The organism is Pseudoalteromonas maricaloris (assembly GCF_024746855.1).
Taxonomy (GTDB): domain Bacteria; phylum Pseudomonadota; class Gammaproteobacteria; order Enterobacterales; family Alteromonadaceae; genus Pseudoalteromonas; species Pseudoalteromonas maricaloris.
Map to the genome: position 1 here is coordinate 3,131,656 of NZ_CP024625.1, position 18,295 is coordinate 3,149,950.

Annotated in this window: 15 protein-coding genes; 9 read left to right on the top strand and 6 right to left on the bottom strand. The window is 43.6% G+C overall.

Annotated elements, in window-relative coordinates:
• The first annotated feature begins 3 nt into the window (after positions 1-3).
• The 3 genes from CTT31_RS13865 to CTT31_RS13875 are packed head-to-tail and all read left to right on the top strand — an operon-like array spanning position 4 to position 2,573.
• Positions 4-561 carry a YajG family lipoprotein gene (locus tag CTT31_RS13865; protein WP_211858376.1) on the top strand — a complete coding sequence of 186 codons (558 nt, stop codon included), beginning with the start codon at positions 4-6 and terminating at the stop codon, positions 559-561.
• On the top strand, positions 561-1,178 hold the full coding sequence (locus CTT31_RS13870; RefSeq protein WP_010606092.1) for a peptidylprolyl isomerase: 618 nt from the start codon (positions 561-563) through the stop codon (positions 1,176-1,178). The genes CTT31_RS13865 and CTT31_RS13870 overlap by 1 nt, the downstream gene beginning before the upstream one ends.
• Positions 1,179-1,187: 9 nt before the next feature.
• Positions 1,188-2,573: an AmpG family muropeptide MFS transporter gene (locus CTT31_RS13875; protein ID WP_260491454.1), complete on the top strand. Its 1,386-nt coding sequence runs from the start codon at positions 1,188-1,190 to the stop codon at positions 2,571-2,573.
• A 44-nt stretch (positions 2,574-2,617) separates the two neighbouring features.
• On the opposite strand, the gene CTT31_RS13880 is transcribed toward CTT31_RS13875, so the two are convergent.
• The gene (locus tag CTT31_RS13880) at positions 2,618-2,860 is read right to left on the bottom strand and encodes a helix-turn-helix domain-containing protein (protein ID WP_017216404.1); all 243 of its coding nucleotides are present in this window, start codon (positions 2,858-2,860) and stop codon (positions 2,618-2,620) included.
• A 737-nt stretch (positions 2,861-3,597) separates the two neighbouring features.
• Positions 3,598-3,936, bottom strand: coding sequence for an iron-sulfur cluster insertion protein ErpA (erpA, locus tag CTT31_RS13885; protein ID WP_010372235.1), 339 nt, complete (start codon positions 3,934-3,936; stop codon positions 3,598-3,600).
• A gap of 327 nt (positions 3,937-4,263) precedes the next feature.
• Between erpA and CTT31_RS13890 the strand changes: the two genes are divergently transcribed.
• The 5 genes from CTT31_RS13890 (at position 4,264) to CTT31_RS13910 (ending at position 10,860) form a co-directional block, all read left to right on the top strand.
• The gene (locus CTT31_RS13890) at positions 4,264-5,946 is read left to right on the top strand and encodes a chloride channel protein (RefSeq protein ID WP_010372240.1); all 1,683 of its coding nucleotides are present in this window, start codon (positions 4,264-4,266) and stop codon (positions 5,944-5,946) included.
• Between the two features lie 20 nt (positions 5,947-5,966).
• The gene (locus CTT31_RS13895) at positions 5,967-6,401 is read left to right on the top strand and encodes a CopD family protein (protein ID WP_095729554.1); all 435 of its coding nucleotides are present in this window, start codon (positions 5,967-5,969) and stop codon (positions 6,399-6,401) included.
• A 124-nt stretch (positions 6,402-6,525) separates the two neighbouring features.
• On the top strand, positions 6,526-7,542 hold the full coding sequence (locus CTT31_RS13900) for an aspartate carbamoyltransferase (protein WP_010372246.1): 1,017 nt from the start codon (positions 6,526-6,528) through the stop codon (positions 7,540-7,542).
• 12 nt (positions 7,543-7,554) lie between these two features.
• Positions 7,555-8,835, top strand: a complete 1,281-nt coding sequence (gene hemL / locus CTT31_RS13905) for a glutamate-1-semialdehyde 2,1-aminomutase (RefSeq protein WP_211858379.1) — start codon at positions 7,555-7,557, stop codon at positions 8,833-8,835.
• A 183-nt stretch (positions 8,836-9,018) separates the two neighbouring features.
• On the top strand, positions 9,019-10,860 hold the full coding sequence (locus CTT31_RS13910) for a methyl-accepting chemotaxis protein (RefSeq protein WP_211858381.1): 1,842 nt from the start codon (positions 9,019-9,021) through the stop codon (positions 10,858-10,860).
• A 43-nt stretch (positions 10,861-10,903) separates the two neighbouring features.
• Here the strand turns inward: CTT31_RS13910 and mrcB are convergent, their stop codons facing one another.
• The 4 genes from mrcB to CTT31_RS13930 all read right to left on the bottom strand — a co-directional run bounded on the left by mrcB (position 10,904) and on the right by CTT31_RS13930 (position 16,387).
• The gene (gene mrcB / locus CTT31_RS13915; protein WP_045987692.1) at positions 10,904-13,225 is read right to left on the bottom strand and encodes a penicillin-binding protein 1B; all 2,322 of its coding nucleotides are present in this window, start codon (positions 13,223-13,225) and stop codon (positions 10,904-10,906) included.
• Positions 13,226-13,386: 161 nt separating this feature from the next.
• On the bottom strand, positions 13,387-14,616 hold the full coding sequence (locus CTT31_RS13920; RefSeq protein ID WP_045987693.1) for an ammonium transporter: 1,230 nt from the start codon (positions 14,614-14,616) through the stop codon (positions 13,387-13,389).
• 13 nt (positions 14,617-14,629) lie between these two features.
• Positions 14,630-14,968: a P-II family nitrogen regulator gene (locus CTT31_RS13925; protein ID WP_010372259.1), complete on the bottom strand. Its 339-nt coding sequence runs from the start codon at positions 14,966-14,968 to the stop codon at positions 14,630-14,632.
• A gap of 189 nt (positions 14,969-15,157) precedes the next feature.
• Positions 15,158-16,387: a GGDEF domain-containing response regulator gene (locus tag CTT31_RS13930; protein ID WP_010372263.1), complete on the bottom strand. Its 1,230-nt coding sequence runs from the start codon at positions 16,385-16,387 to the stop codon at positions 15,158-15,160.
• 275 nt (positions 16,388-16,662) lie between these two features.
• Between CTT31_RS13930 and CTT31_RS13935 the strand changes: the two genes are divergently transcribed.
• Positions 16,663-18,174, top strand: coding sequence for a S10 family peptidase (locus CTT31_RS13935; protein WP_211858385.1), 1,512 nt, complete (start codon positions 16,663-16,665; stop codon positions 18,172-18,174).
• The last annotated feature ends 121 nt before the right edge of the window (positions 18,175-18,295 follow it).

The window sequence follows — 18,295 nt, forward strand, 5'->3', positions numbered from 1 at the left end:
TTCATGCGTTTTTCATTGCTGATTATTTTGCTAACCTTGATACTCGTGGGCTGTGAAAGCTCACCACGCAGTGTCATTCTTCATCCGGAGTATCAAGGACCTTCGTCAAACGCGCTTGCCGCCAATGTGGCGGTCAAAGTAAATGACCTGCGGACTACAAAATACACCATTCGCGTGAAAAACCAAGAACCCGCACTTTACGTACCTGATGCTAATTTACCGGTTAACTTCTATCAGGTATTGACGCAAGCACTCACTGCACATGGCGCGCAAATAACACCGGTTGCAGCAACGCAAGTCACTGTGGATATCAATCGCTTTAAAGCCATTATTGAAGAGTCTTTCTCGACTCACCAAAGTGATGCTGAAGCTGACGTCACCGTACTAATAAAGCAAGGCGCTCGCAGTTTCGAAAAACAATATAAAGGTAGTGCTAATTTAAATGGCCCACTAAAACACGACCAAGCCAAAATCGAAGAGCAGCTCAACAATCTAGCTCAACAGGTTGTGACTCGAATCGTTCAAGATCCTGAATTTATTCAATTTGTGAGAGGAAGTTAATGAAAAAAATAATTCTAAGCTTAACCATCCTATTATTAAGTATGAATGTATTTGCCGAAATGAACGGTAAATTCGTACAAAAGAATAATCTATTCCCTCGAGTTCAAATCAATACCAGTAAAGGGCCGATTATTGTCGAACTAGACAGATCGAGAGCGCCTATTACAGTAAATAACTTTTTAACTTACGTTATCAACAAAGACTATAACGGCTCTGTCTTTCATCGAGTTGAGCGTGATGAAGCCAATGAAAAAGACTTTGTTATCCAAGGTGGAGGCTACGACAAAGAGTACGATGGCATGTTTGAGCGCGAAGCTATCTTCAATGAAAGCGGTAATGGTCTGAAAAATGATATGTATACCATTGCCATGGCATACCAAGACAACAAACCACACTCAGGTACCAGACAGTTTTTCTTTAATATGGATGACAACGATCACTTGAACCCAGGTAGAGGCTGGGGTTTTGCCGTGTTCGGGAATGTGTCTGAAGGCTATGAAACACTGGACGCGATTATGAAGGTGGAAACCGGCTACAATGAAAAGCTTGGCTATACCTTTATACCTAAAGAGCCCGTCATTATTCTTTCAGTCGAAGTATTAAAGCAGCCAGAGTAATACCCTTTTATGTTGATATCATCTAGCTTTTCACAATATCTTGGTTATTACAAAGACAAACGTCTATTAACTGTCTTTGCTTTTGGAATAAGTAGCGGCTTTCCTTGGGTATTGATTGGTTCGGTGATGTCAGCTTGGCTTAAAGATGAAGGGTTAAGCCGCAGCACCATTGGCCTATTTGGCCTAGTATATGGCGCCTATACTATCAACTTTTTGTGGTCACCACTCGTTGACCGAGTAAAAATACCCTTTCTGTATAATAGCTTAGGGCAAAGACGAAGCTGGATAGCAAGTTGCCAGTTTATTATTATTGTTGCCACCTTTGCATTAGCCACTATTTCAATTAAAGACCACCTTTCGCATGCTGCATTATTGTGCTTTATTATTGCGTTATTTTCAGCTACCCAAGATATTGCAATAGATGCTTATCGCATCGACATTTTACCAGAAGATGAAAGTGAAAAGGCAACGGCGGCAGCAGCAATGGCGACTTCAGGTTGGTGGTCTGGCTATGCCTTACTTGGTGCAATTCCGTTCTTTATGGCCGATTTACCCGGCTTTAGTTGGCCCATTATCTATCAGATGCTAAGCGTCATCGTAGTGTGTTTGTTAGTTGTCACTTTGTTGGCAAAAGAGCCACAATCTCATCGCGAGCAAGTACAGGCACAGCTACAGAAGAGTTACGAGCAGAAACTTAACCACAGCGCTTCATCAAGTGCTTCTAAAAAGATCTATGCCTGGCTTGCTGTGACTCTGGTTGAGCCCTTTAAGCGATTTTTTGAAAAGAATGGGGTTAAAACGGCATGTGCCCTACTCGCCTTTATTTTCCTATTTAAGATAGGAGAGGCCTTTTTAGCCCGTATGTCCATCGTATTTTATAAAGAAGTGGGTTTTACAAACACCCAAATTGGGCAATATTCAAAGCTTGGTACCGGTGTGATCACTATCGTATTTGCTTTTCTTGGCAGTATCTTTAACCATAAATACGGTATCGTGAAGGGCTTATTTATTAGTGGTGTTGCTATGGCAGCATCAAATTTAATGTTTTCTTGGATTGCCATAGCAGGCCCTCAAGAACACCTGTACGCACTAGCAATTGTGGTGGACGGTTTTACCCAAGCTTGGTCACTGGTAGCGATGGTGGCGTTTATTTCTATGCTCTGTGATAGAGCGTTTAGCGCAACCCACTATGCCTTACTTGCATCACTTGGTAGCTTAGGCCGTACCGTGCTATCAGGCTATAGTGGTTTTGTGATAGATGATTTGCTTGGAGGTAATTGGGCACTCTTCTTCGCGCTAACTGCGCTTATGGTGCTTCCGTCATTATTGTTTTTATATTTAATTCGGCACAAGCTTTATGCTATTGAGAAGGCGTATCATGCTAACAAAAGCTAGAGGTGCAGGTCCTTGCACCTTTTACGTTCTTGCTAACTAAACGCTTATTGATCTTCTTTGATTAGCTGTAAGCCTTCATAAGGATCAACTTCTAACGCTTCGCAGTAACGTAAAAACTCAATGACATCCAATCGACGCTCTTGGTTTTCAATTTTACCGATGAATGAATGAGGCGTACCTAACACTTGCGCAAGACTACGCATTGTGTGACCTTTCTCGTGGCGCTTTGATTTTAGCCACTTCGTTAGCTTGCCGTTTTCTTCAGAAGAAACCGTTTTACCCATCATAATTAAACATCTCCTACTAGATGAAAGACTAAATTATCTAAATGAAATATGCCCGTCTCATTTAGTTATTATCTAAATATTACAGTTGTAGCTTATCGAGGAACTCTACAATGCAAAATGTTAAGCCTGTATGAACTCAGCATTTTTGCCTTTAGAACTCGATCAAGCTTACAGTTTACCCTGAATGCGGTACAACTTACCAGCTAGCTGCGATAAGTTATGCCAAACCAGTAACACGTAGACAAAATGTTAACTTGTCCCTATGTACCCAATTAGGTATAGACTAAAACACGAGTAACACCTAATTAATTTTTTACTTTTTCTTAATTCATTAAGGGTTGTAATATCCAGTAACACTTTAACAAATTTTTTAAAAAATGTACCAGTATTTGAAATAAATTATTTTTCTTTAAAAAATAAAAACTTACAGCTAACATTTACTAAGTGGTTAAAAAAGAGGCTATTACTAGATGATTCGATTACTGTTTTTACTGCCAATTCTATTGTGCTTAGGCTGGATTTACTTCCTTCGTTCTAACGGCGTGCCGCTTAAGCAAGGGAAAAAAGGCTTTATCTACATCTTAGTATTTTCATCTTTTGTTTTGGGCTTTTTTGTCTTAATGATGTATTTAACAGGGAGTTTGTGACGAATAAAGCAAATTGAGTTGTGATGGGCAGAAACAAAAAGAGCCATGACAAACGCATGACTCTTTAGAGAAACGTAGTGCGAATAATGTCTAGACGCTGAAACTTGCACCACAGCCACAAGTGGTTGTTGCATTGGGGTTGTTCACAAAGAAACGTGCACCCTCAAGTCCTTCAGTATAATCTACGATTCCGTCTATTAGATACTGAATACTCATTGGGTCGACAACCATAGTGACACCGTTTTTTACGATTTCCAAATCACCCGGATTTACTTTTTCATCGAAAGTGAAACCATATTGAAAGCCTGAGCAACCGCCACCCGTTACATACACGCGTAGCTTAAGATTGGCATTCTCTTCTTCTTCAATAAGTTCCTTTACGCGGCTTGCGGCAGCGTCAGAAAACTGAATTGGTAATTGTTCAGACATAGATTTAGACCCCTAATCCTGTAATCTGCAAATTATCTAATACCTGAGTATTTTAATCAAGTATAGCGTTTGTACCAATTATCTTTGATAAATGATCCATTTTTGGAACAAAGAACTCGTTGTTCACCTGTCAAAACGGTTCTATTTATTTTTTGTCATTGAGAGATTTTTAACTCTGCACCTAACCTGCTATTGAATGTATATTGGTATCTATAATGCTTAACCAAAGAAAGTAAGACTATTGCCTCAGTTAAGTTGCGTTAGCACAAGGACTTAGTGTAAAAAATTTGATATTCTTAAACGGTTTACTATTGTGGAATGACGTTCATGTCGTTGGATACATTAAGACGAAGCCTTGCAAAACCTAAAACTTCAGCGCAACTGTGCCTACTTGGTGCTGGTGCTGGCCTGCTTGCGGCGATACTTATCATTGCTTTTCGTCTTACTATTGAATTAATCCAAGGCACATTTCTCGATAAACCTGATGACTTTACCGAGCTTTCTGAGCTACATCGGCTATTTTTGCCTGTGCTTGCTGCGCTACTCATCGCGGTCTTTGCCGCCTTAACCGGGTTTAAGCATTACCGTTTGGGCATTCCATATGTGATCAACCGGATCAAACACCACTACGGTCATATGCCAATTTGGAATTCTGCTAACCAGTTTTTTGGTGGTGCCGTTGCTTTGATCAGTGGCTTTTCTGTTGGTCGAGAAGGACCATCTGTGCACATGGGGGCAACAGCAGCGAGCATTCTATCAGAGCGTTTACATCTACCACTCAATGCTGCGCGAACTTTGGCTGGTTGCGGTGTAGCTGCAGGTATTGCTGCCTCATTTAACACTCCGCTCGCGGCGGTGATATTCGTTATGGAAGTCGTGCTCAGGGAGTATAAAATCCACATTTTCGTGCCCGTGATGTTAGCCTCAGTGATCGGTGCAATGAGCACGCAATATGTGTTTGGTAATAGTTCCGAGCTGGCGCTCATTCATATCACTCCGTTGAGTTTTTGGCATTACCCTTATTTAATTATTTGTGGTGCAGCATTAGGAGCTGTTGCTTTTGCCTTCAATCAAAATCTAATGCTGATCATCAAAACTTTTAAGCCCATCAGCATGTTTCCTCGCCTTTTATTAGCGGGTTTAATTGCGGGATTAATTGGCTACGCCGTACCGGGTGCCATGGGTTCAGGTATGAGCGCTATCACCCAAGCCGTTGAATCTCCACATAACTTACAGCTACTCACCACAATATTGATTGCTAAGCTGATGGCGACTTTATTTGCGATTGGACTTGGTATTCCCGGTGGCATTATTGGTCCAGTGATTGGGCTTGGGGTCATCATGGGCACCTTGATGTCTTTCTTTGCCCAGTTTATTGAACCCAGCGTCGATGTTGCGGGAACTTATGGTGTACTCGGTATGGCAGGCTTACTTGCGGCAACTTTGCACGCCCCGCTTGCTGCACTCACAGCGGTAATGGAGCTGACTTCCAATCCAAAAATAATCGTTCCAGCTATGCTGGTGATCACCACAGCTTACGTTACGGCTTTACAGGCGTTTGGCAACCGTTCCATTTTTATTCAACAACTGGACTTTCAAGGACTGCCTTACCAAGTATCCCCCGCAAAAGAGGCATTGCAAAAAGTGGGGATTGTGGCTGAGATGGATGAGAATTTTAAACTGCTCTATTCCGATGACAAAGAGCAGATAAAGGAAACTCTATCCGCGGTTGATAGCCAAACACCGCTCATTGTTTATGATGAACAAAGCGGCTACCGCTTAGCCGAATACGATTTAAACTTAATCTCCGAGGGCAGCGTATCGGTCTCTTATATCGAGCTACAAGGACTAAGCACACAAGCGACCTTAGCAGACGCCTTTGATGTGCTAAAAGATAAACGTTCAGGCGCAGTGTATATCTACAACCAAAAGGATGAAAAACAAATACTTGGGTTATTGCGATGGGACCAAATTCGTCACATACTCACCACCAGAAACAGTTTACTCTAATCTAAAAAGTGGAATTTATAATGAGCTTATTGCTAACGTATAAAGCCTTACATATCTTTTTTATGATTGCCTGGTTTGCAGGGATTTTTTATCTGCCACGTCTCTTTGTGTACCACGCAATGACTGAAGAAAAATCTTGTAGCTCAATGCTCAAAATCATGGAGCGCCGTCTGCTCTTTTTTGTAACCCCATTTGCTATTCTCACCGCTGTGTTTGGGGTCTTAACGATTACAGAATACGGACGTGAGTGGTTTAAGCACAGTATGTGGCTACACTATAAACTGACTTTAGTGATTTTACTCTATATGTATCATGGTTATTGCTTTAAATTACTTGCCGACTTCAAACATGATCGCAATCGTAAAAGCGACAAGTTCTATCGTTTTTTCAACGAATTTCCCGTACTAATTCTATTAGCCATTGTCTTTCTTGCCGTTTTAAAACCTGCACTGTAACCGTGCATTATTGGGGGTACTTGGGTATAATATGCGCCCAAGTAACCGCCCACAATCTGCGTGTTATCTGGTTGGGTGAGCGACCTTGCAACCCGGTAGTCAATTTGTCTTTAGGAATCGCCAAATGTTCAGTTTCCAAGGTGAAAACATTCTTTCTGTCAATCAATTAGACAGAGATTCTATTGAACACATCTTCTCCATTGCCAAAAAAATGGAACCCTATGCTAAAAAGCAAAAACGTACCCAAGTACTTAATGGGGCGATTTTGGCAAATCTATTTTTTGAACCAAGCACGAGAACACGCGTAAGTTTCGGCACCGCATTTAACCTGCTGGGCGGCCTAGTCCGTGAAACCACAGGTATGCAAAGCTCAGCACTGGCAAAAGGCGAATCTTTGTATGATACCGCTCGCGTGATTTCTGCCTATGCTGACGCCGTGGCAATGCGCCACCCAGACGCAGGCTCAGTTGCCGAGTTTGCAACCGGTTCCGACGTTCCTGTTATCAACGGTGGCGATGGCCCAAATGAGCACCCGACTCAAGCACTGCTGGATCTACTGACGATTGACCGAGAGCTTAGCCGCTTTGGTACTGGAATTGACGGCATGCACATCGCCCTAGTCGGTGATTTAAAATACGGCCGCACTGTGCATTCTTTATCAAAGTTACTGAGCCACTACAAAGATATCCGCTTTACAATGGTTGCACCGGATGGCTTACAAATGCCTCAGTCTATTTTAGATGTCGTAGACAATGCCGGTCATCGTATTGAAGTCGTGTCTAAGATGGAAGGCAATTTAGCTGCCGATATCGTTTACCAGACTCGTATTCAAGAAGAGCGTTTCCCTTCTCAAGAAGAAGCAAACAAATACCGTGGTGGTTTTAGGATCAGCCAAGCGATTTATGACGCTCACTGTAAACCTAGCTCAGTATTAATGCACCCGTTACCTCGCGACAGCCGTAGCGATGCAAACGAGCTAGACAACGACCTAAATAACAACGACAACCTAGCTATCTTCCGCCAAGTTCAAAATGGTGTATTGATCCGTATGGCACTTTTTGCCCTAACGCTAGGTGTTGAAAACCAAGTGGAAAAACACGAGGTAGAAGTACCTTGGTTTAGCCGCAAACGTGAAAGCTAAAAAGGATCGACAATGACAATCAGTCAAGACTTATTTAAACGCGCCCAAGACTCAATCCCTGGAGGCGTTAACTCTCCTGTTCGCGCTTTTAATGGTGTAGGTGGTACGCCACTATTTATCACTAAAGCCGAAGGCGTTCACACCTTTGATGCCGACGGTAAACAGTACATTGATTATGTGGGTTCTTGGGGCCCGATGATCTTAGGTCATAACCATCCTGAGATTAAACAAGCAGTGCTTGAAGCGGTTGAAAATGGCCTATCGTACGGCGCGCCGACGGAAACTGAAATCCTAATGGCGGAAAAAGTAAAATCGCTAGTACCATCTATTGAAAAAGTGCGTATGGTAAGCTCTGGTACAGAAGCGACCATGAGCGCTATTCGCCTTGCTCGTGGTTACACCGGCCGCGATAAGATCTTAAAGTTTGAAGGCTGTTACCACGGTCACGCTGACTCCTTGCTTGTTAAAGCAGGTTCAGGTGCACTTACCATGGGCGTGCCTAACTCCCCTGGTATTCCTGCCGACTTTGCTAAGCATACGCTAACGGTTTCATTTAATAACCTTGATGAAGTAAAAGCGATTTTTGAGCAGTACAAAGATCAAATCGCCTGTGTGATCATCGAACCTGTTGCTGGAAACATGAACTGTATTCCACCGGTAGAAGGCTTTTTAGAAGGCCTGCGCGAAGTATGTACTGACAATCAAAGTGTGCTTATCTTTGATGAAGTCATGACGGGTTTCCGTGTTGCACTTGGTGGTGCTCAACAGTACTACAACATCACCCCAGACTTAACCTGTTTAGGTAAAGTGATTGGTGGCGGTATGCCAGTGGGTGCGTTTGGCGGTAAAAAAGAAATCATGGATTACATCGCCCCAGTTGGTCCTGTTTATCAAGCGGGCACGCTATCTGGTAACCCAATTGCCATGGCTGCTGGTTTAAAAGCGCTAGAGCTACTTTCAAAAGAAGGGCTGCACGCAGAGCTTGAAGCTAAGAGTAAAGCCCTGTGTGAAGGCTTCCAAGCGGCTGCTGATGAAGCAGGTATCGCGCTTACGACTAACTACGCAGGTGGTATGTTTGGCTTCTTCTTTACTGACGCTAAGAAAGTAACCAGCTATCAACAAGCAACTGAATGCGATCTAGAGCGCTTCAAAAAGTTTTTCCACTTGATGCTAGATGAAGGCGTTTATTTAGCCCCATCTGCATTCGAAGCGGGTTTCGTGAGCACAATGCATTCTGACGAAGAAATCGCTAACACTATCAATGCTGCAAAGCGTGCATTTGCCAAGTTGTAATCACAGATTACAACCCATATTAGTTTGTATTTAAAAAGCCCGCTCAGGGCTTTTTTTGTTTTTTCAGCTACGCTTTGAATAAGCTTTTCAAAAGCTTCGGTCTATTTAACCTAGACTCAAGTTATTTAGGCGCACTTAGGTAATAACGCTGTGCTAAGTTAAAACTATCATACAGAGGAAGTGATGGCTGGATTTAATACACTAATTAATCCTGCAACCCGTTTGATGGCGCGGTTGCGATACAAAACCAAAATGGCCGTTGTATTTGGTATTTTATTACTACCGCTAAGCCTCAGCTTGTTTTTTCTAAACAGTGTACTTAACCATTCTATTTCTGTCAGTGAGATGCAGAGGCAAGGGCTCACGCTTTACCCTAGTATGTTGGAAAACATTTTAGCGGGTAAAGCTTCCGATAATTCAATTTTATTGCAACGCGCTAAGTTACCTAAAGTGAGCGCCGCAGGCGCAAGCGCCCTTGAGCAGCTCTCTATTGCCTCTCAACTTGCCGTCGATGATGATCTTGGACGCAGTTACCTGAATCGCACGCTTGTTGAGTCTGCGCCAAGACTCATATCGCAAATCAATCAAATTGAGGCGCAGGCACGCGATATCATCAGTAGAGGCAGTTTTACTCCAGATAGTTTTATTGCACTGTCCAATTTAAACAAAGGATTACCTGGCGTCACGACACAATTTTCAGGCAAACTTAACATTGCTATCAATGATAACCAGCAACTCAAAAAGCAGCTTAGTCAGCCCTTAGCTGAGCTTGAGTCTAGCCTCTCTGATTACCAGCAAGCGGTGAAAACAGGCTTGTTAGACCCTGATGAACTAGCACTCTCACAAGCGCAATTTAACCGTTACTACCAAAGTGCAAGTGATGCTATCAAGCAGTTTGTTAATGTTGCAACACCCACGCTTGCCGCGCTTGTCGCTGAAAAACAAAACCAGCAACGGTGGATCAGAAACACCGTTGCCTTGGCTTCACTACTCGCACTGATCATCGCTATTTATCTTATGATTGGCTTTTACTCCTCGGTCATGGGCACCATCACAACTTTCTCACATGCCGCACAGAGCGCTTCTCGAGGGGATTTAAGTATCAAAGCGCAGACAACTGGCTCCGATGAGCTTAGCCAAATTATTGAACAATTTAATGCGGTACTACATGCCTTTATCTCTTTACTTGGTAACGTTCGATTAAGTAGTGACGAGCTACAGCAAGCAACAAGAACACTCAATAAGATAAGCCAAGATACTGAGAAGGACGTTGCCCAGCAGGAGAATAAAATCCAGTCTATCCACCATTCTCTCGAGAATATGGCACAATCCGCTCGCTCGGTTGAGGATGCCGCATTTAGCGCAACAGAGCTGGCCTCCGTAGCAGCCAAACAAGTAAAGCAAAGTAGCGTCAATACCACAGCCCTTGCAGAGCAAATGACCGAACTACAAGCTGAGTTTCAACAAAGTCGTGCTGCCTTAGATAAGCTCGCGGAAGACACGCAAAACATTAGTCAGGTGAGCTCCGCGATTAGAGAGATTGCCGAGCAAACCAATTTACTTGCGCTCAATGCCGCAATTGAGGCTGCTCGTGCTGGTGAACAAGGCCGAGGATTTGCGGTGGTAGCGGATGAGGTTAGAACGCTTGCGCAAAGAACGCAGCAACAAACGGAAGAAATACACAATATTATTCAATCTTTACAAGCTGCATCCAGAGACACGCAAGACAAAATGCGCAGCAGTGAAGACAATATGGCGCAAAGTGTTATCGCCGCGAATGATACTAATGAAGTCCTACAGCACGCAGAGCAAAGCATGCGAGACATAGACGAGCAAGGGAAATTGATCAGTCAGCTGGTACAGCAACAAACCCAAGCGACCGAACACGCATTGAATGAATCATCTGAGATCAGTAACTTAGCACAGCATACTCTGGGTTCCGCAAGAGCGACCCAAAGCGATGCACAAAAACTTGGCAAGCTCTCACAAACTTTAAATAAAGAAATCGATAAATTTAAAGCTTAGAGACTGTGCTAGGGTCAACAAACCCTAGTAGCCAAGACTTGGTTCAACATCCAGGTCTTGGTTCGAACATGCTCTCTCTAATAGGTAGCTGCAATACAGGACCACAACTCGGAGGCGACTGCTTACCCGTTTTCGGATTGATAAACGCCCAGCGAATGGACTTTGGACGCTCATCAACAATCGCTTGTGGATTTAGTGGTTTTAGGTAACGAATATAGAGCTCAAGCGCACCTTGGCTGCCCGTTAATCCCGTTGGCTTGTTATCATCGCGACCAATCCAAGCAACGGTGACCGTATTTTGGTCAAAACCTGCAAACCAGCTGTCTCTTAAATCATTACTCGTCCCCGTTTTCCCTGCAAGTTGAATTGAGGGGAAGTGAAGATTGAGACGCTTTGCTGTGCCTTTTTTGGTTACGCGTTTCATACCGTATTTCGTCATGTATACCGCGTCGCTGTCTAGCGTTTGGCTTTTTTGTACCGGATGTTCGTATACCAGCTTACCCAGTGAATCGGTGATAGCCATGACGCTGGTCAACTCGCTCTGCTTACCATCTGCAGCAAGCGTGGTGTACGCCTCTGCAATATCAAAACTAGATAGCTCTAACGCGCCCAATAATAAAGAAGGATAAAGTGGAATCGACTTAGAGACACCAAGGTCATTCAAAGTTTGTGCGACTCGATTAACCCCCACATCCAAACCAAGGTTTACTGCCGGAATATTGATGCTATTGCTGAACGCTTCAAACATTGGCACTTGGCCTCTGAATTTATGATCAAAGTTCTCTGGAGACCAGACCTTACCTGAACCGTCTGTCACTTCAAGGGGGCTGTCATCAAGCAGCATGCCCAAATGGTAGTTTGGATTCGACAAAGCACTCAAATAAATAGCGGGCTTGACCAGTGAACCTATATTACGCTCGGTGTCTAATACCCGATTAAAACCTGAAAACTTCAACTGACGACCAGCAACTAACGCCGATACACCCGCTTTTTCAACATTAACTGACAGCATGGCAGTTTCTAAATCTTCCGTTTTAAAGCGACGCTCTAAGTAAGGTAAGCCCTTTTTAACGGCATCTTCCATCGCCGTTTGCTTTTGTAAATCGAGATAGGTAAAAATCCGAATTCCAGAGTCGACAATGTCATCATCAGGCACCAGTTTCTTTAACTCGCGATTCACCAGCTCCAAATATCCAGGATAAGACTGCATACGGCTCGCTTTTAAAGGCTGTACATCAATCGGCCTTGCCAGCGCTGCGCGATATTCGGGCGTTGTGATAAGGCCATTTTCCACCATTAGCCTCAAGACTAAATCACGCCTTTCCATTACCCGCTCAGGATAGCGTCTTGGGTTATAAAAAGATGGCCCTTTAACCATCGCAACTAGCATAGCGACTTGGTCAAACTCAAGCTCGTCCACTGGCTTACCAAAATAAAAATCGGCCGCAAGCCCCATACCATGAACGCCTTGATTATAGGCTTGCCCCAAAAACACTTCGTTTAAATAGGCTTCGAGGATTTCATCTTTGCTGTAACGGAAATCTAAAATCAATGCGATGAACGCTTCATTCACCTTGCGGATTAAGGTGCGATCTCTGGTGAGATAAAAGTTCTTTGCGAGCTGTTGCGTAAGCGTACTGCCACCTTGCACAGTTCGCCCAGCTTTGATGTTGGCATACAGCGCACGTAAAATAGACAGCGCAGAAACACCATGATGTTGGTAAAAGTCTCTATCTTCTACCACCAGCAGCGTTTCTTTTAAAATATTAGGGAATTTATCGAACGGAACAAACTCTCTGTCTTGCCGCGATTCATTGCCGATCCGAGCAATTTGCACCGGTTCTAGGCGAGCCCCAGCTAAACGCCGACCTTGATTATCAACAATATTGGCAAGCTTCTTACCAGCAAAATTAAGCGTAAAAATACGCGCTGTTTCTGGGCCATCGTAGAATTCGAACGCGCGACGATGAATGGTGATTGTACGACCTTGAACGGTATACTGACCGGTACGGCTGATACGATTTACACGAGAATAGTTAAGCCGCTTCAGCTCCCACAGCACTTCATCCTCATTAAGGAACTGATCAGGAAAAAACTGCATCGATCTGGCATAAACTTGAACGGGAAGTTCCCACTTATTACCCTCAAACTGCCGGCTTATTTTAGCGTCTAAGTAGATGATATAGATTGCAACAAGGAATATCGCCGCAATAGTCCCCTTCCAAAAGAAAGACCACAACGTGCTCAGTACACGGCTTTTAATTCTTTGCATCTTAGAACCGTTTTGCTGGGTATTGTTTTTACGCGAAGTGTTCGCTTTGACGTTTGATTTGTTGGCAGGTGTTCTTTTCTTTTTATCCGTCATGACCCAAGTAAAACTAAAAAATGAATCGCAAGATGGTAGGGTAACCTAAATTAACAACTGCTGAAAGTAGAATAATATTTATAAAGAAAAGTGAGCCCTACTGGACCCACTTTGTTTAGACAACGAGAACTTTACAATATTGACCGAGAGCCAAATTGGTATTACTGTCCGCGAACTGTCACGAACTCAGGATAGGCATCTACGCCACAATCATGTTGATCCATACCGCTTAGCTCTTCTTCTTCGCCAACGCGGATCCCCATGCTCGCTTTCAATACACTCCAGACAATATAAGAAGCAATGAAAACAAAACCTAAAATAGTGATGAGTCCCACAGCCTGACCTTGGAAAGTAGCGTCTGAGTTTGAAAATGGCACCATCATCACACCCAGCGCACCGCATATACCGTGAACAGAGATAGCACCGACAGGATCATCAATTTTTGCCTTATCTAACGCAACGATACTAAACACCACCAATGCACCACCTATGGCACCGAGGATAAGCGCTAGTACAGGTGTTGGAGAGGCAGGCTCTGCGGTAATGGTCACCAGACCTGCTAGTGCACCATTAAGCACCATAGTTAAATCCGCCTTGCCCCACATTAATTTACACACCAACAGTGCAGCCACCGCACCTGCCGCCGCCGCCGCATTGGTATTTAACATGATTTGGCTGACCGCGATGGCATTTTCTTTGTCGGCAAGGAACAGCTGAGAGCCACCGTTAAAGCCAAACCACCCCATCCACAAAATAAAGGTGCCTAGTGTAGCCAGTGGCATGTTGGAACCAGGAATTGGGTAAATCTCACCATTTTTGCCATATTTTCCTTTGCGCGCACCAAGTAACAAAACACCCGCTAGTGCCGCAGCAGCACCGGCACCATGCACAATGGCAGAGCCGGCAAAGTCAACAAAGCCAAGCTCAGATAAGAAACCACCGCCCCACGTCCAATAGCCTTCTAATGGGTAGATAAAACCAGTTAACACCACACAAAATGCTAAAAACGCCCACAACTTCATACGCTCAGCAACAGCGCCCGAGACAATTGACATGGCCGTTGCAACAAATACCACTTGGAAGAAAAAGTCGGATTGCAGTGCATGGTCGGCATCCTTAGCAGCACTGCCAATGAGCGCACCAAGACTTGGTAAAACCCCACCTTCGGCATTATCGACATACATGATGTTGTAACCAATAAGCAAATACATAGTACAAGCAATAGCGTACAGTGCGACGTTCTTGGTAAGGATTTCAGTGGTATTTTTTGAGCGTACTAATCCCGCTTCAAGCATAGCGAATCCGGCTGCCATCCACATAACTAAGACGCCAGAGATCAAAAAGTAAAAGGTATTTAATGAAAATTTTAGTTCTATTATTGTATTTTCCATTGCTTGGCTCCCCTTAAATGGCTTCTTCATCAAGTTCGCCGGTACGGATCCGAACAACTTGGTCTAAGTCGTAAACAAAGATTTTTCCATCACCAATTTTTCCAGTGAACGCAGCCTTTGTAACCGTTTCCACAACACGCTCGGCGTTTTCGCTTAACGTCGCAATTTCTATTTTTATTTTTGGAATGAAATCGACTTGATATTCTGCACCGCGATACAGTTCGGTATGGCCGCGCTGACGCCCAAACCCTTTAACGTCAACAACCGTCATGCCTTCAATCCCCAGATCGGCTAACGCTTCACGTACCTCATCCAGTTTAAATGGTTTTATTATTGCACTTATCATTTTCATGCTGAGTCCCCTTAGGACAGTTGATCCTGTTGTATGTAGTAATCCAACCTTTATGCCAAATTTTTTATTCCTTAATTAACAATGAATTAAAGTGAGAAGTGGAATTTCACGCATAAAAAATGCACCATCTAGGTGCATTGATATTAAGTCTGAACTGAGTTGGTGCATAAGCACCCAAATAACGAAAAGCTAATGCGCGATAACGCAATTTCGTTGTTTGTCCTTCGCTTTGTAGAGCGCTTTATCCGCCTTGCGCATTACTTCGCTTAGACTCTTTGATTGGCAAGCCGCGAGGCCAATACTGATGGTGCAATAATGCTTACCCTCAGGAATTTTGAATGCTTGCTGCGCAAGGCGCTCTCTAAAGTCTTCTAGCATGTGCTTTGCCATCTTCATATCTGAGCTTGGAATAAGCAAAGCAAACTCTTCCCCACCAATACGTGCGACAATGTAGTGACCAAATGCACTACGCAGTAAATCAGCAACTTGTTTAAGTACATCATCACCGCTTTCATGACCATATTGATCATTAATAGATTTAAAATGATCGAGGTCTAACAATGCCAATATATGCTGACTCGGTTTGTTCTTGATTAAACGCTCTGCTTGCTGACAGAAATAACGGCGATTATAAAGTCCTGTTAAATAGTCTCGATGGGCATATTCTTTGATTTCTGCAATCAAATTGAGCTGCTCCATCGTCTGCATGATGCGGCAATGAAACTCTTCACTCATAAAAGGTTTTGCCAAAAAGTCATTGGCGCCGTATTTGATAAACTTTGCTGACAAACCATGACTTCCAGCGCCAGACAGACCAATAATCGCCAACTCATCTCGCCCACGACTATTACGAACGGATTTCACCAACTCAAAGCCATCCATCGTCGGCATCGCAAAGTCTGTCAGCAGCAATTTAATTTCATGGTCAGATAACAACATCTCCAATGCCTGTTCGCCATCTTGCGCCTCAAGCACTGTAAATAATTGCTTTTCAAGCATCTGCTTCATTACAGCTCGACTGATCACAGAATCATCGGCGATCAGCGCCTTGCAACCTTGGTTTCTCAACAGTCTAGATGCTAACTTGACCGCGTATAGGTATGAATCACGGTTGTCTTTAATCACATAATCCACCACGCCCATTTCAAGCATTTGCTGGCGGCTATATTCATCTATTTTTGAGGTCAGCACCACGGTAGGAATTTTGTGGCTGAGCGTGAGCTGCACGACCTCTGCGTCCATCGCATCGGGCAGCGTTAAATCTACCAGCGCCAATGTATATTGGTGCTGTGCTAAGAAGTCCTTACTTTCCTTGAGGGACCAAGCAAAATCGATTTCGACATCTAGATGCTGAGCAGCAAGGTGTCGCAATACCTGTTGTACGACTTTACTGTCTTCAACAATTAAAATTCTTTGCATGGATTGAGATCTCTTAAGTACAACGAGAAGCGCAGTGAAACAAGAATTTAACGGGGCTAAATACTTTATTACTACATAATAAAGTACTAAATATACGCGAATTTTGCACTAAAAAAAACCAAATCGGCTCAAATTCGTTACTTTTCGATAAACGAGGTTACAACAGCCTACTTTCAAACCTGCCGTTTTTTTTGTTGAGTTTGTCTCAATGGCTTTGAATTTCAGATGAAATACTTCTTTAATGCAGACATACCTACTGTAATACCGAGGAAGCAATGAAAAAACTACTACCACTATTGCTCGTGAGTTGTGCCCTACTCTCAGCGCCAAGCATAGCTGAAGAGCACAACCGCGCAATTGAGATAGATCATAAAATAACAACTGAGCATAGAGCCGAAATAAAAGGTGAACGTATTAACTACACCGCAACAACAGGCACACAGCCGGTGTGGAATGAAAACGGCGACGCAGTTGCAACGTTGCATTACACCTACTATAAGCGCACAAAAATCAAAGATATGAGCAAACGCCCGCTGTTGATCTCATTTAACGGTGGTCCGGGCTCTGCTTCCGTGTGGATGCATATTGCCTATACTGGCCCAAGAGTATTAAAAATTGATGACGAAGGGTATCCACTGCAACCTTACGGCTTGAAAGATAACCCATATTCAGTGCTAGATGTTGCCGATATTGTTTATGTAAACCCAGTCAACACAGGTTATTCTCGCGTACTCAAAAATGCTGAAGGTAAATATCCTAGTAAAGCCGAACAAACAAAGATGTTTTTTGGTGTCAACGCGGACGTGAAGTACTTAGCCGAATGGCTCAATACATTTATTCATCGCAATGAGCGTATGCTTTCCCCTAAGTACCTGATTGGTGAGAGCTACGGCACGACTCGAGTGTCAGGTCTTGCGCACGCGATGCAAAACAACCAGTGGCTTTACCTCAATGGCGTGGTGTTGGTATCTCCTACAGAAATCGGCATTAAACGAGAAGGTCCGGTTGAAGTGGCAAACCGTTTACCATATTACGCTGCTGCCGCTTGGTACCACAAGGCGCTGTCTTCTGAATTGCAAAATAAAGATTTACTCGAAGTACTTGCAGAGGTTGAACAATATACGGTTGATCAGTATCTTCCCGCACTCGCCAAAGGCGCATTTATCAGTGCCCAAGAAAAGCAAAGTGTGACACAGGCCGTTGCTAAATATAGTGGCTTAAGCGAGCGCTTTGTAGCTCAAAACAACCTAGATATTCCTACTGCGGCATTTTGGAAAGAACTGTTGCGTGAGCGTGGCTATACCCTAGGTCGTTTGGACTCACGCTACCTTGGTATTGATAAAAGAGACGCTGGTTCTCGCCCTGATTATTGGCCTGAGCTGACCTCTTGGTTGCACTCATTTACGCCAGCGATCAATCATTACTTCGCAACGGAGCTCAACTATAAAACCGATGTAAAATATAATATGTTTGGTTCAGTTTACCCTTGGGATAACAGCGATAATAATGTCGGTGAGCAATTACGATTAGCGATGGCACAAAACCCTTACCTAAACGTGATGATCCAGTCTGGCTACTACGATGGCGCAACGAATTACTTTGATGCCAAGTACAATATGTGGCAACTCGATCCGAGCGGAAAAATGCGTGATCGCTTAAGCTTTAAAGGCTACCGCTCCGGGCACATGATGTACCTGCGTCATGAAGATTTACAAAAATCGAACGAAGATCTCCGCGAGTTTATCTTAAAAACAACCCCCAAAGCGGATCAGTCAGCGCTTTACTAAATTCCCAACCCATTGTGGCCGCGCAAGCGGTCACTTATCTTAATACTCACCAGATTGTAAAAATTTCCTTTTATCCTTCTACAGTTACCTATAATCTAGATATACTCAATACTATCTCTCT